Below are 24,236 nucleotides of genomic sequence, written 5' to 3' on the forward strand. Positions count from 1 at the left end.
CTCGAGGCCGGAATAACAGTGCCGTCGGCGAGGGCGGCTCAGTCTTCCATCGGTTTCGGTCTGGCTGCCGGCTCGGGATCGTCGATGTACCGGTTTCGCCAGGTTCCGCGGGCGAACCAGCCGGCACCGACGATCGCCCCCAGGACGTTCCCGACGGCCATCCCGATCCAGATACCGGTGGCACCCATATCGAAGACGAACACGAGGACGAAGACGCTCGAGACGCGGCCGACCCAGAGGGTCAGAATAGAGAGGACCATGGCGGTCTTCGTGTTTCCGGCCCCCCGGAACGCGCCGAGAATCACCTGCGAGACGCCGATGAAGGCGAACTCCACCGACCGAATCCGGACGTATTCGACGCCAAGCGCGATGGTTTCGGGCGCGTCTTCGACGTCGCCGAGGAACGCGCTGACGATCGGTTCGGTAACCGAGACCGCGGCCACGGCGACGAGGAGCATCACCCCCGCACCGGTCGCGGCGGCCAGTCGCACGGCGCGGCCGGCTCGATCCGCCCGGTCCGCGCCGAGGTTCTGGCCGACGACGGTATCGATGGCCCGTCCGAGTCCCATCGCCGGGAGAAAGACCAGCGAGATGAGTCGGTTTCCGAGGCCGTAGGCGGCGACGACTGGCGGCGAGAACGTGACGACCATCGCGGTCAGGGAGATCATCGCCAGCGCGCTCGTCGACTGTTCGACCATGCTCGGGACGCCCAGACGGACGATATCCTCGATGAACCCGAGGTCCGGTCGGAGGTGCTCAAGCGAGACTGCCGGGCCGCGAGTCGTCGCGAACAGGATCCAGAGGCCGACGACTGTCGCCGCGCCGCGAGCCGCGATCGTCGCGATGGCGGCACCCTCGATACCCCAACCCGAAAAGCCGGTCGCGGCGTAGACCGCAGCTTCGATGCCCGCGAAATCCAGCGCGCCGATGAGGGGCGTGGCCTCGAGCCAGCCGATCAACGGGTTGTTCTCGAAGCCGAAGATGAAGATCGGATCGAGGACGACGTTGACGGCGACGGAGATGACCATCACGAGCATCGGCGTTCGCGTGTCGCCGTAGCCCCGCATGAGCGCCGAAAAGACGAAAAACCCGAACATCAACGGCATGCCGAGGAAGATGATCTCCATGTAGTCTGCGGCCAGTGGCACGACCGAGGCCGCCGTCTCGGGATCGCTGGGCAGGACCTCGAGGGCCGGTCGCGTGTAGAAGTAGCCGGCGATCCCGATCGCAACCGAGAGGATGGCGACGAACGAGACCGTCTGGCCCGCGACCAGCCCCGCCGACCGATCCCCTTTCGCACCGATGTACTGGGCGACGAGGATCGCTCCCGCGGTCGTAAACCCGCCGGCGACCGCGATCAGGAGGAAGATCAGCGGGAACGCGAGGCTGATCGCACCGACCGCGTCCGCAGAGAGCCGGCCCAGATAGAGCGTGTCGACGACGTTGTAGGTGACCTGCAACAACTGGATGACGACGATCGGCCAGGCCAGGTGAAACAGCGGTCCGATGAGCGATCCCTCCGTAATCGAACTCGAGGGCGCAAACGGGTCGCTCGAGTCGCCGTCCTCTCGGTCCGGATCCGGTTTGCCCGCATCTCGCTCTGCATCCGTTTCGCTTTCCTCTCGCTCCGCGTCCAGTTCGTCTTCCGGTGAACCAGCAGGCGAGTCGGAGTCCGGCGACGAACCCTCTACGGGCGTGTCGTCTTCCGGTGGAGCGTCGTCCGCTCGTCGAGACGGACTGTCGTCTGAGTCGCGGGGATCGTCGGGCACTGACCCGACCAATGACCGGCGCGGTGATCAATATTTTGAAGCGTCGTCGACGCGTGCAGTGGTCGACGGTTACTCCCGGCGCGGAACCTCGTGGCGACCGAAGCCATAGCGGAGCCGGTTTGCAAGGCGTCGCGAGAACCGACCGTCGTCCGCCCGCGATCCGAATCGTTCGGACAGCGCCGTGTAGATCAGCGGCACGGGAACCTCCTGCTCGAGCCCCTCCTGAACCGTCCACGTGCCGGTCGAACCGCCTTCGACGCGGTCTGCAACGTCGACCAGATCCGTCCCTTCCTCGCGGAACGCCTCCTCGCAGAGTTCGAGCAGCCACGAGCGGATTACCGCGCCGTTGTTCCACACTCGAGAGACGTCCTCGAGGTCGAGGTCGTAGCGACCCTCGTAGAGGAGTTCGAACCCTTCGCCGTAGGCCTGCATCAGCGCGTACTCGACGCCGTTGTGGACCATCTTCACGTAGTGACCCGATCCCGCGGGGCCCATGTGGCCGTGTCCGTCGGGGCCGGTCGCGACCGCGTCGAAGATCGGCTCGAGTTCCGCGTAGGCCGCTTCCGGTCCGCCGACCATCAGCGAGAATCCGAGGTCCGCGCCTGCGGGGCCGCCGGAGGTACCACAATCGAGATACGCGGCGGGACAGGACTCGGCGCGGCGAACCGAATCCTGAAACTTCGAGTTGCCGCCGTCGACGACGATATCGTCATCCTCGAGGTGTGGTTCGAGTTCCTCGAGCGTCGCGTCGACGGCCGCGCCGGCGGGAACCATCAGCCAGATTCGTTTTGCTCCCTCGAGTTGCTCGAGGAAGTCAGCGATCGAGTCCGCGGGGTCGGCACCCACTTCGGCGGCCGCCGCCACTGCCGCTTCGTCGAGGTCGAACGCGACGACATCGTGTCCGGCCGCGAGAACCCGATCGACGACGATCTGTCCCATCCGTCCGAGTCCGATTACGCCCAGTTGCATACCGGTGGCTGGACGGGCAGGGGAGGTAGTGGTTGTGATTCGTCCGCGACGCTGATGGGTGCGATCGGTCGCCAAAACGAATTCCGAAACCGCTCGAGCGGTAAGACGTGGTGTCGACTCGCTACTGCATCGGCGTCTCGAGACGCGCCCAGCCGATGGCGTCGAGGACGACGACCTGTCCGTCGTACCAGACGTAGACGCCGTTGTATCCGCCGCGTCGCCCCTCGTGGTACGGCAGCGAACCGCGGATCGCGTCGACGATCGACCAGGCACCGTCCCGTTCGATCGTGACGTGTTCCCACTCCTCGCTGGCATCGTTTCGAATCGCGCGGCGGATCGCTTTTTTCGCGCCCGGAATGTCGTGGAGCGAGCGGCTCGAAGCGTCGATGACGGTTGCATCGGCAGGTACGTCAGTGACGACGCGCGCGCCGAGGTCGGCCTTCGAGCGCGCGGTGGTTGTGCTGGATCGACCCGACCGCAGCACGTAGCCGGCGACCGCGGCGGAGCCGACGACGAGCGCGGAAAGTGCGACGTCTTTCCCCCTGATCATTGTACAGTACTGTATAGCAATCAACTAAGTATCTTTCGTCGGAATATGTCCGATTGATAATTCTTCGGGCCGGAAAGCAGACATGCGTCAGACGACATTCAGCAAAACAGATAATTATTGGAGAGAGAAATGACTCATACGAGACGGGCGATATCTGCTGAGAGCGCGCCCGCGACGATGAGCAATCCGATACCGACGACTGCGGCCGCACGGAACAACGGAAGCGCGTCTCGAGCCGGTTCGCGGAGTTTCTTGCCGTTGAGCCCCGATTCGAACCGCTTGGCGGCGATCTCGACCAGCGCGGTCAACACGAGCCAGAGCCCGACCATCAGGAGGACGAGTTGCCCCTCGAGCATCGAGAAGAGGGAGTTGGAGGTGTAGGTGGTCCCCGCGAGGTGACTGCCCGTCAGAAAGAGTACGACAGAACTGGTTCGCGAAATCGTCGTGAGTTTTCCCGAGATGGTCTCGAGCGGTGCCGTGGAGTTGAACGCGCCGTCTCGAGCCAGCGGAAGGACGACGAACGCGACGAAAAAGACGCTGCCGGTCCACAGTGCGGCGAAGACCAGATGCGCCGTTCGCCCGATGAGTTGGTCGACCATACGCAACTGGTTAGACAGCGAGCGTATCAGCGTTCCGACTCGCGCTCGCCCGTCGTCGAACGCTCGGAGAGCGAGGATCGATCAGCATACTCCCGTAACCGAGACTGTCTCGTGACGAGGTCGTCGCCCGAAAGCACGTACGGGACGAGGACGTGCGTTGCATTGATAACGAGGATGAGAACGATCGGGAGCAAGAACAGCCCGTAAAATCCGAAGACGACCGGACCGACGACGTACGACACCAGCAACATCCCGGTGTGGGTCTGGTCACCGCTGATGTGGGCTCTGATGAAGAAGTCGGGGATGAAATCGACGATGACGGCGCTGACGACGAGCAACACGCCGACCGGAACGAACAGCGAAAAATCTCCGGAAACCCACGCGTTCATCGCCAGTAAGGCGGTAATCGGAACGTAGACGAGCTTAATGCCGACGACCGGAATGAGACTGCCGACGCCGGCCAGCGCCCCCATCAGTTCCGGAAACGGCACCGCAACGGCTGCCGGCGCGAAGAAGTTGTACACGTAAAACGTCGCGATGCCGACGATAGCGGTGACGAACACGTTGACGATGTTGCCAAAGAGCGTCATCGAGAGCTCCGGATCGACCGCACGAACGTACTCGCCCATCACACCGGACTCGTCGAAGCGCTCGAGAAGCCACGAAACGAATTTGGGCCCGTCGACGAGCATGTAGTATGTGAGTACGACGAGGATTAGTAACTGGACGAAGGCGCTGCTCAGGACACTAATCGCGCCGAGGAAGCTCACTCCAACCACGCTGAGGGACGCCTGTGAGATTGCTCCGGAGAGAATCGCCTGTAGTTCCTCGACATCGCCGATACCGACCTGCTGGAGCGTCTGGGCGAACGCCTCCCCCTGCACGTCGTAGGTTTCGAGAATCGTCTGGGCTTCGAGGGCGATGATCGCAACCGTATACCCGACCAGAAGGACGAACGGCACGCCGAAGAGCACCAGCGCGAGCCCCGCTCTGGGACGACGCGGAAGGCCGAAGCGCTCGAGCGACCGGAAAATCGGGCGAACGGCGTAGTACAGAAAAATCGCGAAAACGATCACCGCGATGAATCGGACGGCGACGTAGGCCACAACCGCAAAGAGCGTGAGAACGAGCAATCCGACTGCGACCCGGCGGGCGAAGATTCGGTCGAACTCCATATACACACTGCTAGACAGGTGAAGTATTTCACTCCCCCGACTAGTCAGCGATCGCATCGAATTACGCTCCGAGGGGACTCAGTACTCGGCGCGAACCCGCTCGAGATCGAGGCGGCCGTAGTGCCAGAGCACACCCGTCAGACCCACGTCGGCGATTCGCCGTCCCGAACTCTCGACGAGCACTCGAGGGCAGTAGCCCGTATCGTACGAGCGGCCCAGTCGCCGACTGAACGCCGTATCCTCGTTGGGGACGTTCGGAAACCCGCCGACGTCGTCGTAGGCCGCTCGGTGAACGAAGCAGTTGAATCCGGGAAGGATCGGCAACTCGAGGCGCGGAAAGACGTGGTTGATCGTCGCTTCCATCAGCTTCGCCCGGTAGGGGCCCGTAATCCGACACGCGGAACTGGCCCCGACCACACCCTCGGCTTCGACGAACCCGAGCATTGCCGTCAGGTAGTTCGCGCGAACCTGCGTATCGGCGTCGACGAAGGCGAGCCACTCGCCAGCGGCGTGTTCCGCGCCGAGTGCCCGCGCAGGGCCGATTCCGGCCCCGTCGTCCGAGACGATACGCACGTCGTACTCGCGTGCGATGTCGATCGTTCCGTCGGTCGAGCCGCCGTCGACGACGATCACCTCGTACTCGTAGGCGGTATCTAGCCCCCCGATACTCGAGAGGGTGCCACGGATGTACTCGGCCTCGTTTCGCGCGGGGACGACGAAACTGGCGACCGGGTCGGCGGATTCGCCTCGTGAATCCCCCTCGACGGTCGTCTCGCTCGCACTCATCGTGGATACTCCCTTTGCAGGCGTTGTAATTGTGTCTATGCGATCGTTGGGTGACACCGAAACGCATCCACGAGCGAATTAACATCATGAACTTTTATAATTGTCGGGGCAAAAGGGAGGAGTACAGATGTCGGTCGTACACGTACCACGGTGACGAACTCCTCTTCGACGGTCCTCGACCAGTCCAGTACCACGATGGCTTCCCGATCCGACCGAAGCCGTCCGCACCGCCGAATCACACCTCACCACCCGACCGACATGAGCACACAAAACCTGCAGACACAGACGACCCGAATTCCGAATCGAACACCGACCGCACCCGGCCGCCGACCGCCTCGAGATCGAACCAACCCGACTGAACGCGTCCAACGGACGTTCTCCACGCGGAACACGAACCGTCTCGAGAACCTGATCGACGACTGTAACTCCGCGTTCGTCACGCCCTCGAGCGGGTCGTCCGACTGAGTCGCCGCTATCCGTTTCGCTGTGGATCCGAACTGATTTTTCGACGGACGCTGTAGACTCGAGCGGCCGATGACGATGGGTCCGCTCCGAACCGGTCTCGGCAACCGGTCGTGACGAGCCCTATGAGTGCCGAGGCCATCGATTTACGGATAATAGATAGACTCGAGTGGTAGTATACCGACCCACTGAACACACCACTCGAGCCATACCTGAGGAACATACGTTTTAGGTGTCACAGCAACCGAAAGACAGTATGGGGATCGATCGGTCGGAGTTACGGGCGGGACTGGCGAGGACGTGGCCATACCTGCTTTCTCATCACCTGCCGTCAGAGCGCCACCGGTGTTACGCCCCGGTGATCTTCGGGAGGCGGATTCACATTTGTGCGCGATGCCTGGGGATCTATCCGGGGATACTCGCGGCTCTAGTCGTCGCGCTGCTCGGGGGCGGTCTCCTAGCGTCACCGGTCGCCACCCTGGCCGTCGCCCTCGTCTTTCCGTTGCCGGCGCTCGTCGACTGGACGCTAACCACGTTCACCGAGCGCCGCGGATACAACCTCGTTCGGACGGCCACAGGGTTCCTACTGGGATGCGGCTACGGAACGGGACTCGTCCACCTGTTGCTTGCGGGTGATCTTCGCGTCCTCGCCGTCGGAATCGCCTACGCCCTCGCCGCGGGGTCGCTCCTTTATCTCTCGACGATCGACGGAGAAACGGAGAGATGATGTTTTATGAGCACTGTTCCAACCAGCACGTGAGATCGAATGACCTACTGTATTAGCTGCGGCGAACAGATCCGCGACGATGCCGAACTGTGTCCGAACTGCGGGGTCAACCAGACCACCCCCATCGAAGAAACCGACGAGACTCGAGCGGGAGACGAGAAGTACTGCTTCGAGTGTGGCGAATCGATCAAGAAACAGGCGGAGATCTGTCCGGAATGCGGCGTGCGACAGCGCTCACGCAGTGGAACGAATTCGGATAAGGTCGTCGCCGGTGTGCTGGCGATCGTACTCGGCACGTTCGGTGTGCACAAGTTTTATCAGGGTAATATCAAATACGGCGTCCTCTATCTGTGTTTCTGCTGGACGGGAATTCCCTCCCTACTCGGGCTGGCTGAGGGGATTTTGATGCTCGTCGCGGACGACGCGGAGTACGAGCGGAAGTACGCGGACGGGAGCATTGTCGGTGAGTTCTGAGAACCGCTGGGCCACGGCAGATCCCACCAATCAGTCCGACACAGCGCATCGACGCTCATCAGAACCAAAATGAGAATGTTTTGTATCTAATAAGATAGGGTGCTAAAATTCCGGAACGAACGCCCACTCCGTCGATAAGAGATTCGACAATCGACGTAATGTCGATTGAAAGAATATGAGTTATCCGTGTGGAGTGCAGTCACGAAACTAGCTACTCAACAAACCATGTCTGGCAAATACGACCTCGTCATCGTGGGCGGCGGTATCAGTGGTGCATCCTTGCTGTACACGACAGCGAAGTTCACTGATATCGAGTCCATCGCACTGATCGAGAAAGAGTCGGAGATTGCCGCGATCAACTCACACGTCACGAACAACTCCCAGACGCTGCACTTCGGTGATATCGAGACGAACTACACGCTCGAGAAGGCCGAGGACGTAAAGGAAGGTGCGGAACTGCTCGCTGGCTACCTCGAGAATCACGACCCCGACCGCGAGATGCACTCGAAGCGGTCCAAGATGGTCCTCGGCGTCGGGGACGAAGAGGTCGCACAACTCGAGCAGCGCTACGAGGACGAAGGGTTCGGCGAACTCTTCCCGAAACTTCGGGCGATCGACCGCGAGGAGATCGCAGAAATCGAACCGAAGGTCGTCGAGGGGCGAGACCCGTCGACGGAAATGCTCGCGCTCCAGACGCCGGACGGTTACGTCGTCGACTACGGGGAAGCGACGAAGTCGTTCGTCGAACAGGCCGAAAAAGAGGCGAACGTCGACGTCTACACCGGAACGGAGGTCGAAGACATCACGGAGACGCTGGATGGGTACACCATCGGGACGACCAACGGCCGATTCGACTGTGAGGCGACCGTCGTCGCCGCCGGTTCACACAGCCTCCAGATAGCCAAGGAACTCGGCTACGGCCAGGACAAGGTGTTGCTCCCGATCGCGGGGAGTTTCTTCCTTGCTGATGACTTCCTGAACGGAAAGGTCTACACCCTCCAGATGAAGAAGTTGCCCTTCGCCGCGGTCCACGGCGACGCGGACGTTCACGACGACTCTATCACCCGATTTGGCCCGACCGCGAAACTCGTCCCGACGCTCGAGCGGGGCCGCATCTCGACGGTGAAAGACTTCCTCGACGTATTCGGCCTGAACGCTGCGGCGTTTCTCAGTTACGCCAACATCCTGTCGGATCGGATCCTCCTCCCGTACGTGCTCCGGAACCTCGTCTACGACCTCCCCGAGGTCGGACCGCGCCAGTTCCTCCCGCACGTCCAGAAGGTCGTCCCGAGCGCCGAACTCGAGGATATCGAGCGCGCGAAGGGCTACGGCGGCGTTCGACCGCAGATCGTCGACACGAAAAACAAGTCCCTGGACATGGGCGAAGCCAAGATTGTTGGCGACGACATCATCTTCAACATCACGCCCTCGCCCGGCGCGTCGACGTGTCTGAAAAACGCCGTTCAGGACACCGAGCGCGTCCTCGAGTTCCTCGAGGGCGACTACGAGTTCGACGAAGCGGCGCTTCGCGAGGCGACGATCGACAACTTCCCGCGAATCGACGACGAAACGGAAGATACACAGACCGTGGCCAGTCCGGCCACCGACGACGACTGAACGAGCGAATTTATCGCGAGTAGCGGACACGTAGCCGATCCGAGGCCCCGATTATCCGGTTACAAACCGTATGTGACGCTCTCGGTGTTTGTTCACCAGGATCGATCAGTCCGTCTCCCGGCCGGCAGCAAGACACCTGTCGTGCTTCGCTGCACCCTCCAGGTCACAGTTCGCGTCGTGTTGGATGGGACATATCGACGAGATGTACAGATCGGCCCATCGAACCGTCTCAAACGACTGAAACCGTCGTAAATCTCGGTACTTATATCGGAGACATCCGAATCAATCGTATGAGTGTATTCGGCGAATTTTACGTCCCGTCGAACGCGTTCGCGCTGCACGAAACCCTAAATTCGGTGTCGGACACGGTAATCGAGATCGAGCGGGTGGTTGCAACCGACGAAATTCTCACTCCGTACTTCTGGATCTCGGGGAGCCATCCAGCCACGTTCGAAGGCGCCGTCGCGGACGATCCATCGATCCGAAACTTAGAGCAACTCGACGAGTTTCAGGACACGGCGCTGTATCGAGCGGAGTGGACCAGTCACATCGAATCGATCGTCTACATCTACACCAAGATCAAAGCGGTCGTCCTCGAGGCGACGGGAACGAACGAACGCTGGGAACTGCGCATTCGGTTCGACGACCGCGACCAACTGGACGCGTTCCAGGAGTACTGCCACGAGAACAATATTGCGTTCAACCTACAACAACTGTACGACCTGTCCCAACCGAAAACGGGCGGACAGTACGGGTTGACGTCGAAACAGCAGACGGCGCTGGTACAAGCGTGGGAAGCGGGATACTTCGACACGCCTCGAGAGGCGTCGCTCGAGGACGTTGCCGAGAAACTCGACATCACACAACAGTCCCTGTCGAAACGACTCCATCGTGCCCACAAGTCACTGATCGAGAACACGCTCAAAGTAAGCTCGAGCGAGACGAACCCTCGAATATAGCCGCCGTCGATACTGACGGAAATCGTCGACACCAGACGAGATAGTCAACACTAGACGGATAGCCGCCCCCAGATAAGAGGCTGATAATACAGTCCTGATCTTTCTCCCCCGCTAGTCACTATCTATATATGCCCGTCTTATTCATGAATTCACGAAACTCTTCGTTGGACCTTTCGTATACCGATGTTGCGAACAGGTATCGCCGACAGACGCTATCGATTCTGGCCGACGAACGACCGCTTTCTGTTTCCGAACTCGCATCCCGAATCGTCGCGCACCCGTCGAACGACGCCACGAACGAGTCGACTGAGACGCAGGTTCGGAAGGCTCGCCTCGCGCTCTATCACGTCCACCTGCCGAAACTCGACGAGTCGGGGCTGGTCTCGTACACTCACGAAACGGGTGAGGTAACCGTACCGGAGGGCGTTGCCGACGATCTCGCAGAGATTGCCGAGACGTTTCGTTCGCAAATGGACGAATAGACGCCTTCGGCGAACGATCGTAGGAATCGTCGCCACCCGATCTCGAGGGCCGGGTCTCGAGTGGGGACGAATTTGATCGTTTATTACCAGTCCGATTCTGTCGCTATTTCACCGTCAGCGCTAATCTGGTACCGGTCCGGCGTGATCCGGATCTGGAGGTCTTCGTACTCGAAGGTCAGTTCAAAATCCGTTCCGGAATCGTTTATCAACGCCGCAATCGGTTCGGGATCGATCGTATCGTAAATCGGGGGAAGCTGACTGGGCTCGACTTCCTTCACCTCTGCAATCGCGTCGATGAGATCCCAGATACAGTGTGACTCCGTTAGTTCGTTGGAGCGTATCAAATCCATCTACCTACCGCACTCGTGGCCATCGGTCTAAAACTGTCGGAAGTTTGTATCACCGAGCGGAAACCAGTGTGGCGACTACCCGGAACGGTCCTCCGTAGAGACCGGGAACCGGCCCGTCGCTGGTGACCAGTCGGAAACCGGGTCGGCCGGTAGACCGCAGTCGGGTCCTCGCCGAATCACGCCTCTCACCGATCGCTCGAGATGGATTCGACCGACCAGCCGTCTACTCAAACGAGACACTCGACGTCGACACCCCGAACCGGCAGTGTGCTCGCCCTCGCGGACGGGACCGGACGAACTCCTCGAGAGGGGCGTTCGTATTTGTATCCGGTCACCGTACCGGCCGTATGTCGGACGAACAGTCGACGACGGACGGCGAACCCGACCGCGAGCGGACAGCGAACGCGGATCGACGGCGGTCGTCGGGACGTGCGTCCATCGAGATAGCGGACCTGGAACTGACGTACGGGGACGGAACGACGGCCGTCGACGGCATCGATATGACCGTCGCCGACGGCGAGTTCTTCGGCTTTCTGGGTCCGAACGGCGCGGGGAAGACGACGGCGATCAAGGTCCTCGCGACGTTGCTCTCGCCGACCGACGGCGAGGTTCACGTGAACGGGTTCGACGTCCGAACGCAAGCCCAGCAGATCCGCGAGACGATCGGGTACATGGCACAGGAGACGAGCATCGACCCCGAACTGACGGCCGAAGAGAACGTTCGGTTCGCGTGCGAGGCCTACGGCGTTCCGCGGGGCGAACGCGAGGACCGGACCGCCGAGTTGCTCGAGCTCGTCGACCTCGAGTCGGTCGCGGACAAGCGCTCGGAGGAGTTTTCCGGCGGTATGAAAAAACGCCTCGACGCGGCGACCGCGCTCGTTCACCGACCGCCGCTCGTCTTTCTCGACGAGCCGACAACCGGCCTCGATCCGACGGCCCGAAACCGGCTCTGGACGTACTTCGAACGGATCAACGAACGGGGCACGACGATCTTTTTGACGACGCAGTACCTCGACGAGGCCGACACGCTCTGTGAACGACTCGCGGTGATTCGCGGCGGCCGGATCGTTGCCAACGGCTCGCCCGCGGCGTTGAAACGGCAGGTCGGCGGCGACGTACTCGACATCGAGGTAGAAGCGGACGGGGCCGCTCGAACGCGAGCCGCCGAGATCGCTCGAGCGTTCGAGGAGTTCAACGGCGCGCTGGTCGAGGAGACCGAGACCGGGATCAGCGTCACCGCCGAACGGGCGCGTCGCGTCGGCCCCGACCTGCTCGTCGCGCTGCGGGACTCGGGCGTCACCGTCACGGGATTTAACGTTCGCGCGCCGTCGCTGGACGACGTGTTCCTCGCGGTCACCGGCGAGCGGGTCGAAACCGAATCCACGGACTCGTCCGTGGCCGCCGACTCGGAGGGACCCACATGAGCCCATCAACGTCCGACCGCATCGGCGGCGGTGAGGGCACAGGCGACGATGACGCGACCGACGGCGACGCCATCGGGCGCTCGAGGAACACCTTCGCCGGCGACGTCTGGGTGAACTTCAAGCGCTGGAATCGCAAGGCGGTCCGAAACCCCTTCGTCCTGGTCGTCTCGCTCGCACAGCCGTTTATCTTCCTCGTGTTGTTCACCGAGGTGTTCGGAAACGTCGCCGGCGGCGCCGTCGACCAGGGGCTCCCGGGCGTCGACTACACGACGTTTCTCGTGCCGGCGATCGCGATTCAGGTCGCGCTCGCGTCGGCGGTGACCTCGGGGATCGGACTGGTCAACGACATCGAGAACGGGATGTTCGAGAAGGTACTCGTCACCCCGATGAACAGAACGGCCGTCTTCGTCGGGAAGACCGCCGCCGAAGTGTTTCGCATCGCCATCCAGATCGCGATCATCCTCGGGGCGGGCGTCCTGCTCGGGGCAGAACTCGCGACCGGCGTCCTCGGCGGCGCGGCGATCGTCGCCGTCGGCGTCCTCTTTTCGCTGTGGTTCATCGCGTTCTCGAACACCCTCGCGGTACTGACGCGGGATCAGGAGTCGACGATCATCGGCGCAAACCTGCTCCAGTTTCCGCTCTTGTTCCTCTCGAGTGCGTTCCTTCCGATCGAGGTCCTTCCGAACTGGATTCAGGTGTTCGCCCGGCTGAATCCCGTCACCTACGGGGTCGACACCACGCGGGCGATCATGCTCGACGAAGACGTGATGACGGTACTCGACGTGACGGCGTTCGGCGGCGTACTCGATACGATCGTTCCCGGCGTCGTCGTGCTCGCGGGCCTGGCGATCGGCTTCGGCGCAACGGCCGTCTATCTCCTCTCGAGGGCCTCGAGTTCGGACGTTCGATGACGCCGGATCGCACTCGGTTCGGCCGACGCTCAAGGGCGGACGCCGCGCTCGGCGCGATAGCGGGTGAGAACGGACCTGCGGGACCCCGCCTCGAGAAACCGGGTCCCGACTCGAGTCAGTTGTTTTGCGTCATGAGCCAGAACGAGAGCGGAACGCTCGCTGCGACGAGTCCGTACACGCCGCCCATGATCGGCTCGAGGCCGAGCGACGGTGCGAGCAGGTATCCCGCGGCGAACCCGATCGGATCACAGATCATCGCGATGATCAGTATCTGTTGTCCGAAGGGTCGCGATCGGAGCCAGTAGAACATCGTTGATACGAGTTGGGTCTATTCCGATAAGTAATATGTTTTGTGAACTAACGAGACTCTATCTCGAGCGAGGACGCTAGCTCCTCGAGCGACCGCCTCGACACTGACGTGCCGATGCTCGTCGACGGCGGGGGCGGCGTTACGACCGTCCACGGTCCCGATCCGATCGCCTACCAGCGCTGGAGCGAGCGGGACGAATCCACCGAAAAACGCGAACGAACCGCTGCCGACGAACTCGAACGAACCGCCGCCGACGAGTAGAACCCCAAACCGCTACTCGTCCTCGAGCAGCGCGTCGTCGCCGTGGGTCGAGCGCAGCGACTCGAGGTGGGCCCGCTGGTCCTCGAGTCGCTCGGTCGGCTCCTCGTAGGTGTACTCGAACATCTCCCGCGGGTCGGGTTCGTACGCCGCGGTTCGGTCGAGCAGGTCCTCGAGAGTCTCCTCGACCTCCGCCTCGACGGCCTCGATGTGGCCGTTGTCGATGAGTCCCCGATTCCGGAGAAAGAGTTCGAACCGGTCGATCGGATCCCGCTCGCGCCACTGTTTGACCTCCTCGTCGTCCCGGTAGACGCTCGGATCGTCGGCCGTCGTGTGAGCCCCGAAGCGGTACTGGACCGCCTCGATGAGCGTGGGCCGCAACCGGTCGCTCGCGTCGGAGTCGGCGTTTGTGCCGTCCGCCGGCGCGTCCTCGAGCGAACCGAGCGCTCTCTCTCGAGCGGCCTTCGTCACGACGTAGGTCGCCAGCGGGTCCATCCCGTCGACTTGCACGCCCGTGAACCCGTAGGCGTCTGCCTTCTGGGCGATGGTGGCACTCGCGGTCTGGCGCTCGCGGGGGACCGAGATCGCCCACTGGTTGTTGTTACAGAAAAAGACCGTCGGGGTGTCGAAGACGCCCGCGAAGTTCAGCCCCTCGTGGAAGTCGCCCTCGCTCGTCGAGCCGTCGCCGAAGTGGACGACGCCGACGCGCTCGTCGCCCCGGAGTTTGGCCGCCCACGACCAGCCGACGGCGTGGGGGATGTGCCCGGCGATGGAGATGTTAAGCGGGAAGACGTTCACGTCTGCCAGCGCGGCGTTGCCGTCTTCGTGGCCCATCCAGTACAGCAGGTACTCCCAGGGGAGGTCCCGCGAGACGACCGCCCCGTGTTCGCGGTACTGAAAGGAGAGCATATCCGCCTCGGAGAGCGCGTAGGTCGATCCGATCTGGGAGCCCTCCTGGCCCGCGAGCGAGGCGTAGGTTCCCAACCGGCCCTGACGCTGGAGACTGATCATCCGCTCGTCGAACCGCCGGCAGAACTTCATATCCCGGTACATCGCGTGCAGCGTCGCTTCCTCGAGATCGGGCAGGAGGTCCGGGGCGACGACCTCGCCCGTCGGGTCGAGAATCTGCACGCGGTCGTCGGGTGCCCGGTCGAGTACGTCGCGTGACATCAGATACTCCCACGGAGGGAGTCGACCACCTTAAAATCGAGTGCGCGAGCGTGACCGTCGCCGTATCGAACAGGTTCGCTCGAACGCGGCGGACTCGAACGCGTCGGGCCTGAACGCGCTGGGCCCGGGTGCGGTGGCTCGGACTGCCGTTTGGGCCACAGGTATACGGATGGCACCCGTAGGTCGAACCGAACGATGACCGACGAACCCGAAATCACCGCGACGCCGCCGGACAGTCCGATCAGCGTCACCGGCACCGACCACATCACGCTCATCGGCAGCAACGAGGAAGACACCATCGAGTACTACCGGGACCTGCTTGGCATGCCGCTGGTGCTCAGACAGCCGAACCTCGACGATCCGAACTCCACGCACCTCTTTTTCGATACGGGCGACGGCCGGATCATCACCTTCTTCGTGACCGACGATCGCCAGTCGGACCACCGCCCGCTGCGCAATCAGGTCGGCTCGGTCCACCACCTCTCGTTTTCGATCGACGCCGAGGAGTTCGTCGAGATCCGCGACGCGCTCGAGGAGTCTCGATACGGCTACAACGAGTTCGATCGGGGCATCTTCCACTCGCTGTACACCCGCGATCACAACGGCCTCACCATCGAACTCTCGGCGGACAAGTACGACATTCCGGACGACCGCCGCGGCGAAGTGCTCGCGACGACCCAGCGGATCCGCGAGGAAGATGGCTCCGAATTCGCCGAGGACGAACACCTCGCGGCCGCACTCGAGGAACTGGGTCTCGACGCCGAGCCCGCGGACCTGCCGGACGCGCCGACGGGCGCGGGGATCTGAGTCGACGGCCTGGCACGCAGCGCCGATCACCCCGGCCGGTTCGGAAGTACCGCCCGCGACGGGACAATTTTCCACCGGGTTGAAGTTTTATTGCTGCGGGGCCGAATAGTCGGCCATGGCACTCACACGACCGGACCTCTCCGGGCAGACGGCGTTTATCACGGGAACGACGCGCGGAATCGGCAAAGCGATCGCGCTCGCGCTCGCCGAGCAGGGGTGTAACATCGTCTCGACCGGCAAGACGAGCGAGGAAGACGACGACGCGAACGGCCGCGACCTCGAGGGGACCATCGAACAAACCGCCCGCGAGGCCCGCGATCGCGGCGTCGACGCCCTGCCGATTCAGGTGAACGTCCGCGAGGAACGCGAGGTCGAGGCCGCCGCCGAGCGCGCCATCGAGGAGTTCGGCGAGGTCAACATCGTCATCAACAACGCGAGCGCGATCCAGATCGCGAACGTCGAAGACCTCCCCGCGAACCGCTTCGACCTGCTGACCGACGTGAACGTGCGCGGAACGCATCTCACCTCCCGAGCGTTCCTCGAGCACCTCAAAGACGTCGAGGATTCGTGGCTTCTGACCAACGCGCCGCCGGTTACGGTCGACCGAGCGCCCGGCGAGGCCCCCTACGCCTGGTCGAAACTCGGCATGACGTTCCTGACGCTCTCGCTCGCGAGCGAACTCGGGAACCACGACGTCGGCTGTAACGCCTTCTGGCCGGTCACAGCGATCGACACCCGAGCGACGCGGTACTTCGGACTCGGCACCGAAGACGACTGGCGGACGCCCGACATCGTCGCCGATACCGTCCTCGAGATCCTCAGCCGGGATCCCGCCGAATACACCGGCAACGCTGTCTACGACGAGGAACTGCTTCGGGAGGCCGGCCTCGAGGACTTTTCGGAATACAACCTCACCGAGGGTGATCCAGCGCCGATGTCGGCGCAGATGTTCGACCCCGAGTTCACCCGATCGGCGTGATCACATCACTCGACCGGCGCAATCATATCAGTCGACCGGCGTGATCACACCGCGGACTCTTCGGCCAAGACGACGATGCGAAGCGAACGCAGACGCCGTTCACGTTTGTCGGTGTCGGTACCCGAATGCCGCCAAAAATGCGAGTAATCCGACTGCCCCGAACAAGAGTGGCGTTACGGTCCCCGTCGTTTCACCCGTCGCTCCGGCAAAATCGAGCGCCGGAACCTGATTCAACGGGCCGACGTACCAACACAGAAGGAAGGTTACCTCGAACAGTCGTCGCGTTCGACTCCAGAAACCCATCGCCTGCGCGAGCGACGGAACGAAGAGGATCCCACCGAGGAGGACGACGAGTCCACCCGTTCCCGTATCGAGCACCGCGGACCAGAGTGCGACTCCGAGAAACGCCGCGGTCACGATCGTCCCGGCGGTCCACTCCGCGAGAAGTTGTCCGTACGGGTGTCTCGAGGAGACGATAAACGGCGTCATTCGGCGTCGAAGCGTACGGACACCCATCGACGACAACAGGAAGATGGGCCACACCGCGGCGGCCGAGGCGATCGCTTCGGTGGGAGCCGACCCGGTGAGTCCGACGAAGCCGATCAGAAGCGCACCGACGTACCACCACCACGGCTGCCCGCGGACGAGCAATCGAAGCTCCTGACGGACGAGTCTCCCGAACCCGCCGGCGGATCGATCCGTCACCGGCGTCAGGGTCGTTTCGTCGGGGTTCTCACCGGCAGCGTTCACCTCGGCAGGAGTCGAGCGCAGAAACGGTACCGCGCTACCGAATCGATCGAAGAGACCCCTCGAATCCGACACATTGGATGCCGAAAAACGATCGTACGGAAGCGTCGCGGCGAGTGCGATAGCGATTCCGAGCAGAACCAACCCGAGCCGGTTCGCGTAGAACCAGAGCGGCCACGAGTCGCCGGTCCAGTGGAACCTGACGATTTCCGCGCCGGCCGAACCCGCCCCGAAGTTCGCCACCCCCGGTCCGTCGTACCCCGGACCGACCTCGAGCACCGCGTCGTAGGTCAGGTCGCCAAGTGCGAACAGGCCGATCGTATCGGTCATCCGAGCCCAGAGGGGAATCTCCGCCGGCGATTGATCTCCCATCGCCGGGACCGCAGCGACTATGAGCATCAGTGCGGCGAAGAAATACACCACGTTGCCCAGCGTTCCGCGCAACCGGTGGGTCGACTGAAACAGGAGCGTAACGCCGGCGACCAAACAACCGACCGGAAGGCCGAGCAAGAAGACCGGGCCGAGGATCCAGAACGGGTCGGTGGACCCGGTCCCGTGAACGAGGTGATTGAGCAGGGCGGCCGTCCCGAGCGTCCCCAGCAGGACGACGACGAGGCCGACGTGGCTGCACCATTTACCGAGCAGCAGTTCTCGAGCGGTGGTCGACGTACTGCCGACGAGGCGCTCGACGCCGGTCGCTCGGTCGCGCTCGAGCGAGCCGCTGAGGACGTAGTAACCGGCGAGAAACAGGATCGCTGCGCCGGTGACGCCGGCGGTGAGACCGATGTACGCCGACGTCGGTTCGCCGGCGTACTGGTAGAGTTGTTCGTTGCTCGAGTCCTGGTAGAAGATTTCGACGGTGCCGACGTTGACCAGGTAGCCGAGGTACGCGATCACGGCCAACACGGCGAGCAATCGGCGGGATCGGATCCGCTGGAGAAAGTCCGCGCGAGCGACGTGGGACACTCGGCGGGTCGACGGATTCCCCGAGCGCATATCAGGCCGCCCCTCGCCGTTCGATCCGATCGAGGTAGGCGTCCTCGAGCGTCGGCGTCACGGGCGTCGCCTCGGGGACCGGTCGCTCGTCGGCGATCACCCGCACGCTGACCCCGTCCGCTCGCTGGACGGTGCCCGAGACCTGGTACTCGCGTCGAACGGCTTCGAGGTCGTCGCGCGGCGCAACGTATTCGTATACCTTTCCGTCGGTCGCCTCGACGAGCGACTCCGGATCCGCGTGCGTAACGAGTTCCCCCTCCTCGAGCAGCGCGACCGTCTTCGCTGTCGCTTCGATGTCCGGAACGATGTGCGTCGAGAGGAGAACGACGCGATCGCTCGCCGTCGAGGAGAGGACGTTTCGAAAGCGAACTCGCTCCTCCGGATCGAGTCCGACCGTCGGCTCGTCGACGACCAGTAGGTCGGGATCGTTTACGAGCGCCTGCGCGATGCCGACGCGCTGGTGCATCCCGCCCGAGAACGTCCGGAGTTTCCGGTCTCGAGCCTGCTGGAGGTTCGTCAGCGAGAGCAGTTCGTCGATACGGGCGTCGGCGGTTTCTCGGTCCAGTCCGCGGAGGGCGGCGATATACTCGAGGAACTCCGTTGCGGTGAGATCCGGATAGACGCCGAACTGCTGTGGCAGGTAGCCGAGCACGTCTCGGACGGCCGAGGGCGTCTCGACGGTGTCGGTCCCGTTCCAGTAGGCGCTTCCGGTGGTCGGCTCGGAGACGGTCGTAATGATCCGCATCAGCGTCGATTTACCGGCACCGTTGGGTCCGAGCAGGCCGTGAATTCCCTGCTCCAACTCGAGGTCGACTCCGCGAACGCCCCACACGTCCTCGGCGTATCGTTTGCCGACGTTTGCTAATCGCAGGTTCATTATTCGAGTTAGATAGCAAACATAAATAAGTTCTATGAAATGTTATACATCAGACATTCTGTGACGACGTGTCCTGCTATCGACGGTGACTTCGAGCGCCGAATCGAGTCGGATACAGGCCAATCCAGAAAAGGAACCGCCGATCAGTCGTCGCTCGCCGCGTAGCCCGGCGACTCCGCTTCGACCGGGCTCTCGGGCGTGGCCGGGAGTTCGGCACGAACGTCGTCGCGGCCGTCCTCGGTGATCGCCTCGTGGTAGGCGTCGGGCATGACCTTCACGAACGACTCGAGGGAGCGCTCCCAGTTGTCGAGCAGGTCCTGCCCGCGCTCGGAGCCGGTGTAGGCGACGTGGTTCTCGACGAGTCGGCGGAGCATGGTTTCGTCTTCCTCCTCGAGACTGTCGTGGAGGGTCACCATGCCGGTGTTCGCGCGGTCGTCGAAGTCTCCATCCGGATCGTAGACGTAGGCAACGCCGCCGGACATCCCCGCGGCGAAGTTCGTCCCCGTCTCGCCCAGCACGGCGACGACGCCACCAGTCATGTACTCACAGCCGTGGTCGCCGACGCCTTCGACGACCGCCTTGGCTGCGGAGTTGCGAACGGCGAATCGCTCGCCCGCGACGCCGTTGACGTACAGTTCGCCGCCGGTCGCGCCGTAGAGCGCGACGTTGCCGATGGCGACGTTCTCGGCCGGATCGTAGGCCGCGGATTCGGGCGTCCGGATCGTCAGCTTCCCGCCGGAGAGCCCCTTGCCGACGTAGTCGTTCGCACTGCCGTTCAGGTGCATCGAGACGCCGCTGGCGAGGAACGCGCCGAAGCTCTGTCCGGCGGTCCCCTCGAGGTCGACCGTCAGCGTGTCCTCGGGCAGTCCCGCCTCGCCGTAGCGGTCGGTGACCCGGTTCGAGAGCATCGCGCCGACGGCGCGGTCGACGTTCGACACGTCAGTCGCGAGCGTGACTGGCGTCTGCTCTTCGATCGCTTTCTCGCCTGCGTCGATGAGTTTGCGATCGAGTTGCTCCTCGAGTTCGTGGTCCTGCTCGCGGATCTTCCGGCGGACGTCCCCGCCGGGGCTGGCCAGCAGTCCCGAGAGGTCGAGGGTGCGAGCCTTCGGATGCTCGACGTCGGTTCGCTGGGAGAGCACCTCGACGCGGCCGATCATCTCGTCGACCGTCTCGAAGCCGAGTTCGGCCATGATCTCGCGCAGTTCCTGGGCGATGAACGTCATGTAGTTGATGACGTGTTCGGGTTCGCCGGGGAAGCGCTTCCGGAGGTCCTCGCGCTGGGTGGCGACGCCGACCGGACAGGTGTTCTTGTGACACTGTCGGGCCATCACGCAGCCGCCGGTGACCAGCGAGGCGGTGCCGAAGATGTACTCCTCGGCGCCGAGCAACGCGGCGACGGCGACGTCGCGGCCGGTCTTCATCCCGCCGTCTGTCGAGACGCGAATCCGGTCGCGCAGGCCCGTCTCTCGGAGCATCTGGTTGGCTTCGGCGAGGCCGAGCTCCCAGGGGAGGCCCGCGCTCTTGATCGAGGTTCGGGGCGACGCCCCGGTACCGCCGGAGTGGCCCGAGATGTGGACAACGTCGGCGTTCGCCTTCGCGACGCCGGCGGCAACCGTGCCGATGCCGGCCTCGCTGACGAGTTTGACGTTGATATCCGCGTCCTCGTTGGCGGCTTTCAGATCGAAGATTAGCTGTTTGAGGTCCTCGATGGAGTAGATGTCGTGCAGCGGCGGCGGAGAGATGAGTCCGACGCCGGGCGTCGACTTGCGGACGTGGGCGATCATCTCGTTGACCTTCGCGCCGGGGAGGTGTCCGCCCTCGCCGGGTTTCGAGCCCTGTGCCATCTTGATCTGGAGTTCGTCCGCACTCGAGAGGTACGTCGAGGTGACGCCGAATCGGCCGGAAGCGACCTGCTTGACGTTGCACTCGCGTTCGGTGTCGAACCGTTCCGGCGGTTCACCGCCCTCGCCGGAGTTCGACTTGCCGCCCAGGCGATTCATCGCGATGGAGTTGTTCTCGTGAGCTTCCGGCGAGAGGCTACCGAGACTCATCGCGGCCGTCGAGAACCGCTCGACGATGTCTTTGATCGGTTCGACGTCTTCGATCGGGACGGGGTCGCGATCGGAGTCGAACTCGAGCAAGCCACGGAGCGTCTGGAGTTCCGTCTGCTGGTCGTTGATCAGTCCGGCAAACTCCTGGTAGCGCTCGTAGTCGTTCGAGCGGACCGACTGCTGGAGCGCGCCGACGGTTTCTGGGTTCCACTGGTGGTGGATGCCGTTCGAGCGGTGTTCGAACTCGCCCTGCCGACTCAGCTTCGATTCCTCGTCGTCGCCGAACGCCGCCTCGTGGCGTTCGCGAACGTCGTCCTCGATTTCGGCGAGGCCGATCCCTTCTGTGCGATTCTCGGTACCCGCGAAGTACTCCTCGACGAGGTCCGAATCGAGTCCGACCGCCTCGAAGATCTGGGCACCCTGGTAGCTCTCGACGGTCGAGATACCCATCTTGGCCATGATCTTCAACAGTCCGTCCTCGACCGCGCCGACGTAGGCGTCGATCGCGACTTCGGTATCCGCGCCGTCGGGGCCGGCGGTGATGTCCTCGATGGTCTGGTAGGCGAGATACGGGTTGACCGCACCCGCGCCGTAGCCGACCAGCGTCGCGAAGTGGTGGACGGTCCGCGGATCCGCGGACTCGACGACGAGTCCGACGTGATTTCGCAGGCCGTTGCGAACGAGGTGGTGGTGGACCGCACCCGTCGCAAGCAGGCTCGGAATTGCGGCCGAATCGGCGTCGACGCCGCGGTCGGAGAGGACGACGATGTCAGCGCCGCCTTCGATCGCTTCGACGGTGTCCGCGCGAACGCGCTCGATCGCAGCCTCGAGAGACGAACCCAGTTCGTCGCCGTCGGGTTCGTAGGTGATGTCGATCGTCGCCGCCGAGAGGCCGTTCGTCTCGCAGTTGCGAACCGACTCGAGTTCCGCGTCGGTCAGAATCGGCGAATCGAGCACGAGCTGGCGGGCGTGCTCGGGAGACTCCTCGAGGAGGTTCCGCTGGAAGCCCAGGCGGCTCTCGAGGCTCGTCACGAGTTCCTCGCGGATGTAATCGAGCGGCGGGTTCGTGACCTGGGCGAAAAGCTGTTTGAAGTACGAAAACAGCGGCCGATTGAACTCGGTGAGCACCGACAGCGGCGTGTCGTCGCCCATCGACCCGACCGGGTCCTTGCCCTTCTTGGTCATCGGCTCGATCAGGTTCTCGAGTTCGTCGTGGGTGTAGCCGAAGGTCGCCTGGAAATCCCGCAGGTCGGCGACCTCGTGTTGTGGGGTCCGATCGTTCGTCGAGACGATGTCCTCGAGTGCGACCTGTTCCTGTTCGACCCACTCGCCGTAGCGGTCGTCGACGAGGTCGTCAAAGACTTCCTCGTCGGGGATGACCCGACCTTCCTCGGGATCGGCGAGGAATAGCTGTCCGGGCTGGAGACGGCCGCGTTCCGCAATGTTTTCCGGGTTCGTCTCGAGCGCGCCGGCCTCGCTGGCCATGATCAGTCGGTTGTCGGTGGTCACGTCGTACCGGCACGGACGGAGCCCGTTTCGGTCGAGGACCGCGCCGACGCGTTCGCCGTCGGTCGCCGCGACGAGGGCGGGACCGTCCCAGGGTTCGACGAGCGAGGCGTGGAAGTCGTAGAAGTCCTTGCGGTCCTGGTCCATCGAGTCGTCGCCGCGCCAGGCTTCGGGCACGAGCATCCGAAGCGCGTGTTCGAGGTCGCGACCGTCCTGCATGAGCAGTTCCAGCGCGTTGTCGACGCTCGCGGTGTCGGATTGCTCGGGGTCGTCGATGATCGGTTTGACGGCGTCGATATCGGAGATGACGTCGCTCTCGATGTCCGTCTCTCGGGCGCGCATCCAGTTGATGTTGCCCTGAATGGTGTTGAACTCGCCGTTGTGGATGATGTTCCGGTAGGGATGGGCCAGGTGCCATGCACCGAGCGTGTTCGTCGAGAACCGCTCGTGGACCATCGCGAAGTTCGATTCGACGCGCTCGTCGCCGAGATCCGGGTAGTACGATTCGACCTGTTCGCCCTTTAACAGCCCCTTGTAGACGATGGTCTTCGAATCGAGCGAGCAGACGTAGAAGCGCTCTTTGTTCGCGATTTCGGCCGCTTCAACCGCATTCTCGAGGGCGCGTCGCGCGACGTAGAGTCGACGATCCAAGGCTTCGTCGGAGATGTCGTCCTCAGGGGCGACGGCGACCTGCCGGACGTCCGGTTCCGATTCGACGGCCGTCTCGCCGAGTCCGTCGTTGTTCGTCGGAACGTCGCGCCACTCGAGGACCTTGAGGTCGTAGTCGGCGAACGTCGATTCGGCGACATCGACCAGGGACGCTCGAGCGTCGTCGTCCTGGGGGAAAAAGAGCGAGCCGACGGCGTAGGTATCTGGGAGATCTGCATCCAGAACGGCCGCAAAGAACGCATCCGGTCGCTGCAGCATGATTCCGGCCCCGTCGCCGGTGTTTTCCTCGGCACCGGTGGTTCCGCGATGTTCGAGATTGACGAGTAGTTCGAGTCCATCGGCGACGACGTCGTGGTCGACCGTCCCGTCGAGATCCATTACGACGCCGACACCGCAGTTCGACCGCTCGTCCGCAGGGTCCGCGAGGCCCCGTGAACGGTCGGTGGATGATGCTCTGTGTGGCTGTGGCATACCACCTCTTGTGAGCGTCGACCATAAGAGGTTGACCCATAATGACTAAATGTATTCTAGACACATGCAAGGGAATATAAGGTATTATTTTCTAGCGATTCATCACGGCAACGAGTGATCATGGCATCGAGTCATCCCAGC

At 63.0% G+C, this 24,236-nt stretch carries 23 protein-coding genes; 11 read left to right on the plus strand and 12 right to left on the minus strand.

Translation table 11 applies throughout. The features are described 5' to 3' along the window. Nucleotides 1–38 precede the first annotated feature (38 nt). The 6 genes from HALLA_RS11750 to HALLA_RS11775 all read right to left on the minus strand — a co-directional run bounded on the left by HALLA_RS11750 (nucleotide 39) and on the right by HALLA_RS11775 (nucleotide 5,848). Nucleotides 39–1,769: an MATE family efflux transporter gene (locus HALLA_RS11750; RefSeq protein ID WP_242406165.1), complete on the minus strand. Its 1,731-nt coding sequence runs from the start codon at nucleotides 1,767–1,769 to the stop codon at nucleotides 39–41. Between the two features lie 69 nt (nucleotides 1,770–1,838). Next, a complete protein-coding gene (gene gnd / locus HALLA_RS11755) occupies nucleotides 1,839–2,813 on the minus strand; it encodes a phosphogluconate dehydrogenase (NAD(+)-dependent, decarboxylating) (RefSeq protein ID WP_157231368.1) in 975 nt (324 codons plus the stop codon). Between the two features lie 46 nt (nucleotides 2,814–2,859). Beyond that, nucleotides 2,860–3,288 (minus strand): hypothetical protein, encoded by a 429-nt coding sequence (locus tag HALLA_RS11760; protein WP_049953535.1) that lies wholly within the window; start codon nucleotides 3,286–3,288, stop codon nucleotides 2,860–2,862. 134 nt (nucleotides 3,289–3,422) lie between these two features. Continuing rightward, nucleotides 3,423–3,887 (minus strand): hypothetical protein, encoded by a 465-nt coding sequence (locus HALLA_RS11765; RefSeq protein ID WP_049953536.1) that lies wholly within the window; start codon nucleotides 3,885–3,887, stop codon nucleotides 3,423–3,425. A gap of 26 nt (nucleotides 3,888–3,913) precedes the next feature. Beyond that, nucleotides 3,914–5,062, minus strand: coding sequence for an AI-2E family transporter (locus HALLA_RS11770; protein ID WP_049953537.1), 1,149 nt, complete (start codon nucleotides 5,060–5,062; stop codon nucleotides 3,914–3,916). A gap of 78 nt (nucleotides 5,063–5,140) precedes the next feature. Beyond that, the gene (locus HALLA_RS11775; RefSeq protein WP_049953538.1) at nucleotides 5,141–5,848 is read right to left on the minus strand and encodes a glycosyltransferase; all 708 of its coding nucleotides are present in this window, start codon (nucleotides 5,846–5,848) and stop codon (nucleotides 5,141–5,143) included. A gap of 258 nt (nucleotides 5,849–6,106) precedes the next feature. On the opposite strand from HALLA_RS11775, the gene HALLA_RS11780 reads away from it, so the two are divergent. The 6 genes from HALLA_RS11780 to HALLA_RS11805 all read left to right on the plus strand — a co-directional run bounded on the left by HALLA_RS11780 (nucleotide 6,107) and on the right by HALLA_RS11805 (nucleotide 10,569). After that, the gene (locus HALLA_RS11780) at nucleotides 6,107–6,313 is read left to right on the plus strand and encodes a hypothetical protein (protein ID WP_049953539.1); all 207 of its coding nucleotides are present in this window, start codon (nucleotides 6,107–6,109) and stop codon (nucleotides 6,311–6,313) included. Between the two features lie 253 nt (nucleotides 6,314–6,566). Beyond that, nucleotides 6,567–7,037 carry a DUF2085 domain-containing protein gene (locus HALLA_RS11785; protein ID WP_049953540.1) on the plus strand — a complete coding sequence of 157 codons (471 nt, stop codon included), beginning with the start codon at nucleotides 6,567–6,569 and terminating at the stop codon, nucleotides 7,035–7,037. Between the two features lie 39 nt (nucleotides 7,038–7,076). Then, complete coding sequence (locus tag HALLA_RS11790; RefSeq protein ID WP_049953541.1) at nucleotides 7,077–7,511, plus strand: TM2 domain-containing protein; 435 nt, start codon at nucleotides 7,077–7,079, stop codon at nucleotides 7,509–7,511. 225 nt (nucleotides 7,512–7,736) lie between these two features. Continuing rightward, nucleotides 7,737–9,128, plus strand: coding sequence for an FAD-dependent oxidoreductase (locus HALLA_RS11795; RefSeq protein ID WP_049953542.1), 1,392 nt, complete (start codon nucleotides 7,737–7,739; stop codon nucleotides 9,126–9,128). A 290-nt stretch (nucleotides 9,129–9,418) separates the two neighbouring features. After that, entirely contained in the window at nucleotides 9,419–10,087 is a 669-nt protein-coding gene (locus HALLA_RS11800) for a helix-turn-helix domain-containing protein (protein ID WP_049953543.1), read from the plus strand. Nucleotides 10,088–10,230: 143 nt separating this feature from the next. Then, a complete protein-coding gene (locus tag HALLA_RS11805) occupies nucleotides 10,231–10,569 on the plus strand; it encodes a DUF7344 domain-containing protein (protein WP_157231369.1) in 339 nt (112 codons plus the stop codon). 83 nt (nucleotides 10,570–10,652) lie between these two features. Here HALLA_RS11805 and HALLA_RS11810 read toward each other — a convergent pair whose 3' ends face one another. Beyond that, nucleotides 10,653–10,919, minus strand: coding sequence for a HalOD1 output domain-containing protein (locus HALLA_RS11810; protein ID WP_049953545.1), 267 nt, complete (start codon nucleotides 10,917–10,919; stop codon nucleotides 10,653–10,655). 347 nt (nucleotides 10,920–11,266) lie between these two features. On the opposite strand from HALLA_RS11810, the gene HALLA_RS11815 reads away from it, so the two are divergent. Then, nucleotides 11,267–12,343, plus strand: a complete 1,077-nt coding sequence (locus tag HALLA_RS11815; RefSeq protein ID WP_049953546.1) for an ABC transporter ATP-binding protein — start codon at nucleotides 11,267–11,269, stop codon at nucleotides 12,341–12,343. Beyond that, the gene (locus HALLA_RS11820; RefSeq protein WP_084569001.1) at nucleotides 12,340–13,254 is read left to right on the plus strand and encodes an ABC transporter permease; all 915 of its coding nucleotides are present in this window, start codon (nucleotides 12,340–12,342) and stop codon (nucleotides 13,252–13,254) included. Before HALLA_RS11815 ends, HALLA_RS11820 begins: the two co-directional genes overlap by 4 nt. Before the next feature lie 115 nt (nucleotides 13,255–13,369). On the opposite strand, the gene HALLA_RS11825 is transcribed toward HALLA_RS11820, so the two are convergent. Then, on the minus strand, nucleotides 13,370–13,564 hold the full coding sequence (locus HALLA_RS11825; RefSeq protein ID WP_049953547.1) for a hypothetical protein: 195 nt from the start codon (nucleotides 13,562–13,564) through the stop codon (nucleotides 13,370–13,372). 108 nt (nucleotides 13,565–13,672) lie between these two features. On the opposite strand from HALLA_RS11825, the gene HALLA_RS20640 reads away from it, so the two are divergent. After that, the gene (locus tag HALLA_RS20640) at nucleotides 13,673–13,825 is read left to right on the plus strand and encodes a hypothetical protein (RefSeq protein ID WP_157231370.1); all 153 of its coding nucleotides are present in this window, start codon (nucleotides 13,673–13,675) and stop codon (nucleotides 13,823–13,825) included. A 12-nt stretch (nucleotides 13,826–13,837) separates the two neighbouring features. Here the strand turns inward: HALLA_RS20640 and HALLA_RS11830 are convergent, their stop codons facing one another. Continuing rightward, nucleotides 13,838–14,992: a thiamine pyrophosphate-dependent dehydrogenase E1 component subunit alpha gene (locus tag HALLA_RS11830; protein ID WP_049953548.1), complete on the minus strand. Its 1,155-nt coding sequence runs from the start codon at nucleotides 14,990–14,992 to the stop codon at nucleotides 13,838–13,840. Nucleotides 14,993–15,187: 195 nt separating this feature from the next. On the opposite strand from HALLA_RS11830, the gene HALLA_RS11835 reads away from it, so the two are divergent. Both HALLA_RS11835 and HALLA_RS11840 read left to right on the plus strand, forming a co-directional pair. Continuing rightward, entirely contained in the window at nucleotides 15,188–15,799 is a 612-nt protein-coding gene (locus HALLA_RS11835) for a VOC family protein (RefSeq protein ID WP_049953549.1), read from the plus strand. Nucleotides 15,800–15,914: 115 nt separating this feature from the next. Then, nucleotides 15,915–16,778 (plus strand): SDR family oxidoreductase, encoded by an 864-nt coding sequence (locus HALLA_RS11840; protein ID WP_049953550.1) that lies wholly within the window; start codon nucleotides 15,915–15,917, stop codon nucleotides 16,776–16,778. Nucleotides 16,779–16,877: 99 nt separating this feature from the next. On the opposite strand, the gene HALLA_RS11845 is transcribed toward HALLA_RS11840, so the two are convergent. The 3 genes from HALLA_RS11845 to gltB all read right to left on the minus strand — a co-directional run bounded on the left by HALLA_RS11845 (nucleotide 16,878) and on the right by gltB (nucleotide 24,095). After that, complete coding sequence (locus HALLA_RS11845; protein ID WP_339325743.1) at nucleotides 16,878–18,491, minus strand: hypothetical protein; 1,614 nt, start codon at nucleotides 18,489–18,491, stop codon at nucleotides 16,878–16,880. Between the two features lie 31 nt (nucleotides 18,492–18,522). Next, entirely contained in the window at nucleotides 18,523–19,398 is an 876-nt protein-coding gene (locus tag HALLA_RS11850; RefSeq protein ID WP_049953552.1) for an ABC transporter ATP-binding protein, read from the minus strand. Between the two features lie 143 nt (nucleotides 19,399–19,541). Beyond that, complete coding sequence (gltB, locus tag HALLA_RS11855) at nucleotides 19,542–24,095, minus strand: glutamate synthase large subunit (protein ID WP_084569002.1); 4,554 nt, start codon at nucleotides 24,093–24,095, stop codon at nucleotides 19,542–19,544. Nucleotides 24,096–24,236 lie beyond the last annotated feature (141 nt).

The sequence above is a fragment of the Halostagnicola larsenii XH-48 genome (assembly GCF_000517625.1).
In the GTDB taxonomy this organism is placed as follows: Archaea; Halobacteriota; Halobacteria; order Halobacteriales; family Natrialbaceae; genus Halostagnicola; species Halostagnicola larsenii.